We start from the raw sequence: 8,781 nt of genomic DNA on the forward strand, positions 1-8,781 counted from the left end.
TTCATCTATAAATATGCAGCCGTAAGTGAGAGACTGAGTATTCAGCTTATGCAAGCTGTCGATAGTAATACTAAGGGCTTGAGCCTGGGCTAAACCTGTGTAACCCAAGTCTGAATACATCGCCGTCCGCAAGCGTTCGGCAAGATTTTTCAGCAAATTTACGCGATGCCCATTGTTGAGGAACCGCGCGTCGGGGTTTTGGTCACGCCACCAGCGCATAAGTTCAGTTTTACCAGTGCCCATGTCGCTCCAGAGTACGACTAGTCCTGATTTTGGGAAATTGAAGGTAGAGGATTTCTTCGATTTGGATGAATCAACTCCGCCAGAATCCGTAGACTCTTTCTTTCTTTGATGTCCTTTAATAGATGGCGTGAAAAGTTGTTCCTTTTCAAGATCATAAAGCTCAGGCACTCTCAAGCATTTTTCTTCAAGTTCAGGAATGCACAAAGCCTCAGAGAGATACTTGACATTAACAGTGACATCCGGCTGGTACTTGCTTAACCCCCATTTCTTAGCCCGATACGAGCGCTTGTAATCAGCAAGTGATTTGGCATCATCTATAATTGCGGTCAGTAAAGCGTTAGCATCTTCGCCCCGCGCCACAACAAAATCATCAACACCTTTCTCTGGGCCTGGTAACAGCGCAACTTCACATTCAGAACCTGCCGATTCGATTGCTTTTGCAGTGCGAACAGTGGCTTGAAAAACTGACCAACGGGTATTGGCTCTTGTTTCGTAGTCGAATAAAATAATGAACTTGCGCCCCGCCTGAGCCATTGGTACTAAGTCAGGATGCAACCGTTCATCAAAATCTTGTTTGCCCACGCGCCCGTTCCAAATCCCCGGAAGTGCGATCGCTACAAACCCCAGACTCAGCAAGCAAGCAGCCTTTTTTTCCCCTTCGCATAAGATAATCGGAATCTCTGGATGCTGCTTTATCCACTCCCAAAATATTAGTGGATTGAGTTGATCCAGTAAGCGTAGCGCCAAAAGTGAATGATAGCGCTTAATTAAATAACGCTTTGCAACTTTGTCCCAGATGGGGTTAGCGACATCAAAGTAGGTAACACGGTTGGGGGTTTTAGGGGGTGACTCGTATTTGACGGGTTTCCCTTTTTGCCAATCAATGCGGGGGAAGTTGGGCTTAATCCGCCCCCACTCCATTGGTTGCCAGTTTTTAAACGGGTCAAGTGACTGAATCCACGTCCCACCCAGTAATAGGTGCTGATACAGCTTTAAGTATCCATCCGTAACCCGACCCGCATTCTTGCGTGGTATTTTATCAGATATGAACAGGAAATCATAAACTGATTCTCCCTCTACATGGAAAAAGTTGCGCTCAATCAACGCCGGATGAATGGCGCTACCCACTGTTAACTCATGATACTCAGCCGCAGTGAGGTTGTTTGGATATTCAGTTGGAGAGGCTGCGCCTGGGTCAAGGGCAAAGGGCAAAGGGGAAGGGGAGGAAGAATTTGTTAACTCTTCCCCATCCCTTTTCCCTTTTCCCTTTAACCTTTCCCCCGTAATATTCGGGGTATGGTTCATCGGTTCTCCCCTCGGAATTCCTTAGAGAGAACTCTTTCAAGCTGCGAAACTCTTGCTCTAGCAGTTCGCCAACCCAAAATTGCTGGGTGGAGGTCGGCAGGGGAGCAGGGGAGCAGGGGAGCAGAGGATAGGCTTATACAAGTTCTTTCCCCTCTGCCCCTCTGCCCCTCTGCCCCTCTGCTAACCACCATGCAAAGTTGACTTGCCAGACTACTAGCCTGGATATTCCGAAAATTTCCCTTCGTCACAGCACAAAATTGCCATGCGAAAGCTGCACTCGACCCCATGCGCTCTACTACTGCGCTCTTGGGGCGTTCTTTATTTATCACAATATTTTCCCCTGATAACTCGGTTTACAAGCTTCAGAGGGGGTTGTTGCGCCGCTAAGGGTTTTTAACTACGAAATTCGGGTTTTTTCTTAATCAAACTTAATATCTCGCCCCTTTGAGGAATTTCAACAGCAAAAACTGCCACACGAAAAGCACCAGTTTCGTGTGGTTTCTCGTATAATACAAGAAGCAGCGTGGACTTAATCTCTTTTGACCAGTTAGTGGAATCAAGTCGCCAAACTTTAACTACCACCGCTTTGGTTTTTGTGAGATAACCCCGCTCTGGAGTTATTTAGTTTTTTGCTCCTTGGACAAAGCGTTACTTCTTAAGTACGTTTTGTCCTTTAAATTTTGTGTTCCTGTATATTTACCTCCATCTTTTGTTCGTTCTGATCTTACAATGCCCTCTGTGTTTAACGTTGTTTTGATTTTTGCTTTTGACCTCCACGTTTTTTAAGGATTCTTTTAGGGGTAATCGAGGGTTGGTAGCACCTCTGTGTAGAGTAGATTACCCTGCAATTTTATGAAAAGCTTTTGCTTAAGATGCGACCGCTAAATTTGGCAAAGCATTGGATACACGCACCAATCCTTGTGGATCGGTTAAGATATACTTTTTAATTACTGGCTGGAGAGTAAAACTAATTTCTTTAGTAACTGGATTTTTACTGCTTTCAATCAATGATTGTTTTTCCAGATTTTCTAGTGCTTTAATCAACTCTAAAGTTGACACAGACGCTTTCTGTCTCTGCCTGATATCACTTAATAACTTGGCAAAGCTAATAAATTCTGTAGTTGAAACTATCTCCTCTGCTGTGTAAATCAGAATTTTTCGCTCAATTTCTGTCAATACGTGACCAAAAACATGATTAAGCATTGCTTCAAACTTACTACTGACAAGAGTTGTTGGGTTTTGAAAAAATACTTGTGTACTGCCAGAAAAAAAGTGATTAATTCTCTCAATTACTGCCTCTAGTTCCGAAGGATTACCACGATAAGTTTGAATTAATTGATGGCACTTTTCTGTGTCAGTCAATCCTTTTTCAGACAAAAACTGCATTGCCGCATCTTCATCTAAACCTTCAATTCTAAAAAATCGAAGAGGTCGCTTCGCTACTATCAGATCATTCAGCTCATCAAGCAGAATTCGATTAGTCAAGAGCAAACAGCTTTGATGCTGTTCTTCTACTAAACGGCGAAAAAATAGTCTGTAATCTAGTCGTTGCTCTAAATTTTTTGTCTGAAATAACGCTTCAGATTCATCCAGCACAACCAAGCAACGGCGTGATTGCATCTGCTTCAGCAACATTGTAATCATTGCTTGAGTATACTTAGGTGAGCTTGAGGGTGTTTCTAAAGGCTCAATTATATCTAACAGTTCGGTTACTAAATCCTGAAGTAGTGGTGCATGAGCAACTGATTTCCAAATCAAATAATCAAATCTAGGTTGAGATTCTGCACTAATTTCCGCTAGAAGTTTTGCCGCTAATGCAGTCTTACCGATTCCTGCTACTCCTACCAAGGATATACATCGCTGTTTAGCTATTAATTCTTTTAAAAGAGTTAGTTCCTTTACTCGTCCGTAAAAACTAGACACATCAGGTAGTTGTCCTCCCAGAACTTGTATTAAGTCGTTGGCAGGGAAGTTCGGCTCCTCTTTTGGCGCAGATTGAGCATAATATTCTTCAGTAACTTGTTCCAAAAAATCACGCAGATTCTTTTTGCCAACCCGTTCGCCATTTCCAATAGTTTCAGAAAGCATATCCCACAATCGACGGGCTATGCCACCTTTTAAGTAGTTAGGACTGTAAGATGAGTTACTTGCTATTTCTTCATAGTCATTGTCATCCCACGCTCCCTTTATAACAAGGATTTCAGCCTCGGATAGATATCTACCTTTCTTGGCAAATACTAACTTATTTACTACAGCTAGGGCTAGTTCAAAAGTAACTTTCACCGTAAAAAGTACTTTTGGTGACTCCTGTCCTGTTTGCTTAAGGGAGGAGTGAGTAGGAGCCTGGAATTGCGATTCAGTACTAAAAACTGTAACCTTGTTAATCATTTTTACACAGTAAATGCCCGAAATGGGCATTTTTATAGATTAGGCTTAGTTTTAAGAGGAGATTGCATTGTATCAATCATATTTGATTTTTCATTTTATAGTTAATTTTTTTCAAAAAAGTACTATAGAAATTTCTAATGTCGGTTACTTACAATAAGAATTACTTTCGTAGACACATCTTGGATGGAGTACGGTAAGAGAAAAGAGGAAGATTAGCACTTACACTTAAGGCTATTTACTGAAATTGGCTACTGAATTTTCATTTCAGCTAAACAGTGAGTCTTCTAGTAATTATTGTTTAGTGTGATATTTGTTACTTCTCTTCCTAAGCAATGCAGGTATTTAATGGTAGTATACATTGATGTTTAAAATGAGGCTGCCTAAAATTTTCAATTTATATGTTGTTCCATTGCGACAGCAAGAGGTAGCGTGAGTAAATTTCTATGCATTACGTTATACATACTAAAATATGGGTTACTGTATCAACCCTCTTTGCAAACAACGTCAAAATCCTGATGACGTTAGTCACTGTCTCTTATGTGGGACTTCATTGCTAATTAACGACCGCATTTGTCTAGTTAAGCCATTAAGAGAGCTTACCGAAAACCCATTTAGCTATATGGAAGTTTTTGAAGTGGACGATGCCGGCACTCAATGGAATCCTGGGCGTAAGCGGCGAGTCATGAAAGTTTTAAAATGGAACACACCTCAGTTAGTTGATCTTATTGAGCGGGAATCTCTCACCTTACGGCTTATTGAACACCCATGTATTCCTAAAAGTACTATAGATGACTTTTTCACTTTTATTCCGAATAATAGCTCTCTAACATTGCATTGTTTAATCATGGATAAATTTGAAGGAGAAAATTTAGAACAATGGTTAGAGTCTAATGGGCGAATTTCACAATCCGTAGCATTACAATGGCTTCGACAGTTAGTTGAAATCCTTGATGAAGTACACCGTACAGAAATTTTTCATAGAGATATTAAACCTTCTAATATAATTCTTCAGTCAAGTGGACAACTTGCATTAATTGATTTTGGTGTAGCACGGCGAGTGACTGATACCTACTTGGCAAAAGTCAGTGGAAGTGGGGGATCTAGCACAGGTAGGGGAGGACGATACGAAATTACATCTGTCAGTACTCCTCGTTACTCTCCATTGGAGCAAGTAAATGGTCAAGCAGTACCTCAATCAGACTTCTATGCTCTGGGTCGGACTTTTGTGCAATTAGTGACTGGCATTCAATTGATGGATCTTCCAACAGATAAAAAGACAGGAAATCTAATTTGGAGAGAGCAAATGCCGCAGATTGACAAGCCCTTTGCTGATTTTCTTGATGAATTAATGGCTCCTTTACCAGGGCAGCGTCCGCAAACAACTAGAGTGATTTTGCAGAGGTTAGAAAAACTACCTCAGCAAATTAAAAATTATAGATTAGCTAATTCTAAAGTTTTTCAATATAGCAAATATACATTGATTGTTTTGGGATTTTTTGGGTGTGTCTTTCTCTCTATACCTGTAGTAGCTAACTACCTAGTAACTCAAGGACAAAAGTTAGAAGCAGCAAATAATTCTCAGGGAGCACAAGATTTTTTTTACTGGGCTATAAAAATTCGTTCTCAGAGTAATCGGACTATATCAAGTTTTTACTTTGATAAAGCTGTCCGTAGCACCAAAGACCTTGAGTTAGCTAAAAAATATTATGAATTAGCAATTAAATACAATAACCGTGATGCAGATGCTTATAGTAATTTAGCTTTTGTTTGCCAGCAATTAAACCAAGATAACTGTGCGATTAAAAATTATGAAAAGTCATTTAAATTAAAGCCTGACAATTGGGAATCGCGTTTTGGGCTAGCACTTTTCTATGATGATAGACGAATGTATGATTTGGCAGAAAAACAGTATATATTAGCCATTGGAATGAGTAGAGAAGCAATACCAGCCATTAATAATTTATCAAGATTGAAGATTTTAAATGGCAAATATGATGTAGCAATTGATTTAGCTAAATCCGGTTTACAAAAAACTGAAAATATTAAATTACAGTCTACTTTATACAAAAACTTAGGTTGGGCAAAATTAGAGTTAAAGCGTTATGCCGAGGCAAAGGCTGATTTGGAAAAATCAACAAAACTGGATGCTAGGACAGATGCTTACTGTTTATTAGCGCAAGCGCAAGAAGCATTAGGTGAAATTAATGATGCCAGGCTGACTTGGGAGATATGTTTGATTGCCGAGTCTAATCAGTTAGAAGTTCAGCAGTGGAGATTGCAAATCTTAAAGCGTTTATTGGGAGAGTTTGTGACGCCATCTTCGCCCTAAGCCTTTTTTTTATTTACTGTTTCCTGTATGCTACTAACTAGCAAATAGCCATACAAAAATCTTGATGCTTACTTTAAACAATTCGACAAGTGCAATAGTCAAAAAAATATTCACAGTTCAAATTGTAGCACTCGCATCAATATCAACACTAGTTGTGTCAAGTTCTAGTAATGCATGGGGGCAATCTCAACTAATAGCCTTGCGTCAGTGCAAGAATGTTGATGGAAAGGTGATGAGTCCAGGCGATCGCTACTTGCCAGTAGGTAGTCCGCTGTGTCCGGGAGATCAAATTCACCCAGAGAATGGAGCCACAGTTACAGTCGTTTGCTATTTAAATCGAAAAATTTTATACATTAATCAAAACAATTTTTCTGACGCTGCCAACAAATGTGCGCCATCACAAGTCACTGAGGCAGATAAGTTTCGATGTACAAATCTTAAACCGCAGAACTGTCCTACTACGCTTAAAGGACCAGATTATGATAACTCTGTACCAAGACCAAGATTAATTAGTCCTTACATTAGTGGCGGTAGAATCTTGACTACCCGACCATCAATTTCTTGGCGTGCAGTCCCAGGAGCTACTAGTTACACAGTAGAGATAAAGGGTAATAATGTTAACTGGCAGATACAAGTAAATAATACTGTACTGCCATATCCAGAAGGGCAACCTCAATTGAGATTTGGACGGATGTATAGAATTATTGTGTTTGCGTACCAAGGAAACTCAATCATAAGTCACGCTCCTTTAGTATTTGGTATTTTACCAGAAAAAGAGCAGCAGGAGATTGCATTACTGGTAAAACAAGTTAACGAAGTAAAAGTACCTCCTGATGAAGCTGCTGTTGGGGTTTTAGATACTATATATATGTCAAAAAATCTGGTAAATGAATCTATACAAACATTAAAGGCAAGAGTGGCAGCAGGAAGTAAAAACCCTGAAATTTATCGAGTATTGGCAGATCGCTACTTAGAGGCAGGACTGCCTAATGAGGCTTTTAGTGAATACACAACAGCAAAGAAGTTAGCTAAAAGTAATAAGAACTTAAAGGAATTATCAAAGGTGCAAGAAGGTTTAAAGCTGTGGGAATTTATAACCAACTACCAACGAGCAAGAACGGGGCCCAGTAGTAATGATGAGCGTATTTAGGATTTTTCATTAATACTAGTTGTGCAACCCGCAGTGCCTCTGCTTTAGGAATACCATTTTTCAATCCCTTGTAGAATTCTTCCATTAATAAAGCAGTAGAATCCGCATCTACTAGCCACAAAGTAGCTATCGTAGTTCTCGCACCTGCTTGTGCAGCTACTCCAGCCATTCCTAATGTTGATCTTTTATTACCTTTTGCAGTCTGACATGCACTTAAAACTAATAACTCAATTGCATCTGCATCAGTTTGAATTTTACCTTTTAGTAATTTGTCAAATTCTCTAATATTGATGACCTTATCATAGGCTAGAAGTACCGTCTTCAAAGGGTCAGAACTAAACTGTCCATGAGTACTAATATGAACGATTGGGAAATTATTTTTACTTATTTCTTGCTCTAGACGTGGAGTAGTAAACTTTTCGTCTAATAGTGTAAGGGAAGATTGTGTGTGACTTTGGACATCTTTTACTTCTTCTTTGGCTTTGGGTAGTGATCTGACGCCTTTAGGAGCGTTGCGATCTAACAAGCTGGGGCTGGGCTTAGACAAAGCAGCGATGAGAGCTGTAAACCGCTTTTTTGATAAAGGTTTGGGATATCTAATTCTAGAACCGAGAGTTGCTGCAATGCTGTATTGCTCGAGGAGATAATTTTTCCCATCATATAATATGCTCATCGGTATACTTTGAAAAGATTTATCTAAAATAAATATTAATGTTCCTGATGCAGGTAAATATGATGCTATTGGCGCAATTAATTTTTCATAAAGTGCTTGAGAAGGCAAAAGAATTTGTTGGACATCAATAGTAGCGAGTTTCTGATCCTGTAAACTCCATAAAAGATCACTAACATTATCTTTAACTATATTTGCTTCAACAGAGTAATGATGAAGAGAGCGGTCTGAAGACTGTACAATAACTTCTATAGTTTCATCCAAATCAATGATATGAATGATTCCATAAGCACTATTTAAGTCTGGAATATCATTGAGAGCAATTAGGTCAAGCTTGCCACAATTTAAAAAATTTTCTAACTGTGCTGTTTGTAAACGTTCGTTTATTTGAATTACTTCTTTGAGATTAGGATTAGAATCTTTCAAAAGTAACTTCATATAATCACGGTACACAGGTTCTACTTCTTGTTGAAAGAATAACTGTATATCTATATTGCTTGACAATATGCTGTCACGAATATGTGCCAGGTTATCAATAGCAGATTTGTACATTGTGAGGGCTTCTTTAGCTGACTTTTCACGGGATGTGGAAAGGGGAAATTGGTTCGCGAATGATATTCGCGAATCACTGTGACTTTTTATATTTAGAAGCTTCCTCAACCAAATCTTTTAAACCCTGATTGAGAATTTCAACCG

The 8,781-nt window shown here is 39.4% G+C and carries 7 protein-coding genes; 2 read left to right on the top strand and 5 right to left on the bottom strand.

Annotated features, from left to right (window positions below):
* The 4 genes from H6G92_RS37055 to H6G92_RS37070 form a co-directional block, all read right to left on the bottom strand.
* Positions 1-1,548, bottom strand: a 1,548-nt coding sequence (locus H6G92_RS37055) for a DUF3854 domain-containing protein (protein ID WP_190901628.1), incomplete at its 3' end; no start/stop codon positions are given.
* Positions 1,545-1,877: a hypothetical protein gene (locus tag H6G92_RS37060; RefSeq protein ID WP_190901630.1), complete on the bottom strand. Its 333-nt coding sequence runs from the start codon at positions 1,875-1,877 to the stop codon at positions 1,545-1,547. The genes H6G92_RS37055 and H6G92_RS37060, both read right to left, overlap by 4 nt.
* Before the next feature lie 64 nt (positions 1,878-1,941).
* Positions 1,942-2,130 carry a hypothetical protein gene (locus H6G92_RS37065; RefSeq protein ID WP_190901632.1) on the bottom strand — a complete coding sequence of 63 codons (189 nt, stop codon included), beginning with the start codon at positions 2,128-2,130 and terminating at the stop codon, positions 1,942-1,944.
* 285 nt (positions 2,131-2,415) lie between these two features.
* Positions 2,416-3,936 carry an NB-ARC domain-containing protein gene (locus H6G92_RS37070; protein WP_190901634.1) on the bottom strand — a complete coding sequence of 507 codons (1,521 nt, stop codon included), beginning with the start codon at positions 3,934-3,936 and terminating at the stop codon, positions 2,416-2,418.
* Positions 3,937-4,405: 469 nt separating this feature from the next.
* On the opposite strand from H6G92_RS37070, the gene H6G92_RS37075 reads away from it, so the two are divergent.
* Both H6G92_RS37075 and H6G92_RS37080 read left to right on the top strand, forming a co-directional pair.
* Entirely contained in the window at positions 4,406-6,265 is a 1,860-nt protein-coding gene (locus H6G92_RS37075) for a protein kinase domain-containing protein (protein WP_190901636.1), read from the top strand.
* Positions 6,266-6,419: 154 nt separating this feature from the next.
* Positions 6,420-7,415 carry a hypothetical protein gene (locus H6G92_RS37080; RefSeq protein ID WP_190901638.1) on the top strand — a complete coding sequence of 332 codons (996 nt, stop codon included), beginning with the start codon at positions 6,420-6,422 and terminating at the stop codon, positions 7,413-7,415.
* On the opposite strand, the gene H6G92_RS37085 is transcribed toward H6G92_RS37080, so the two are convergent.
* On the bottom strand, positions 7,357-8,637 hold the full coding sequence (locus H6G92_RS37085; RefSeq protein ID WP_242059492.1) for a CHAT domain-containing protein: 1,281 nt from the start codon (positions 8,635-8,637) through the stop codon (positions 7,357-7,359). The two genes, H6G92_RS37080 and H6G92_RS37085, sit on opposite strands and share 59 nt — an antisense overlap.
* Positions 8,638-8,781 lie beyond the last annotated feature (144 nt).

Origin of the sequence: Nostoc foliaceum FACHB-393 (genome assembly GCF_014698505.1) — a bacterium.
Taxonomy (GTDB): Bacteria; Cyanobacteriota; Cyanobacteriia; order Cyanobacteriales; family Nostocaceae; genus Nostoc; species Nostoc foliaceum_A.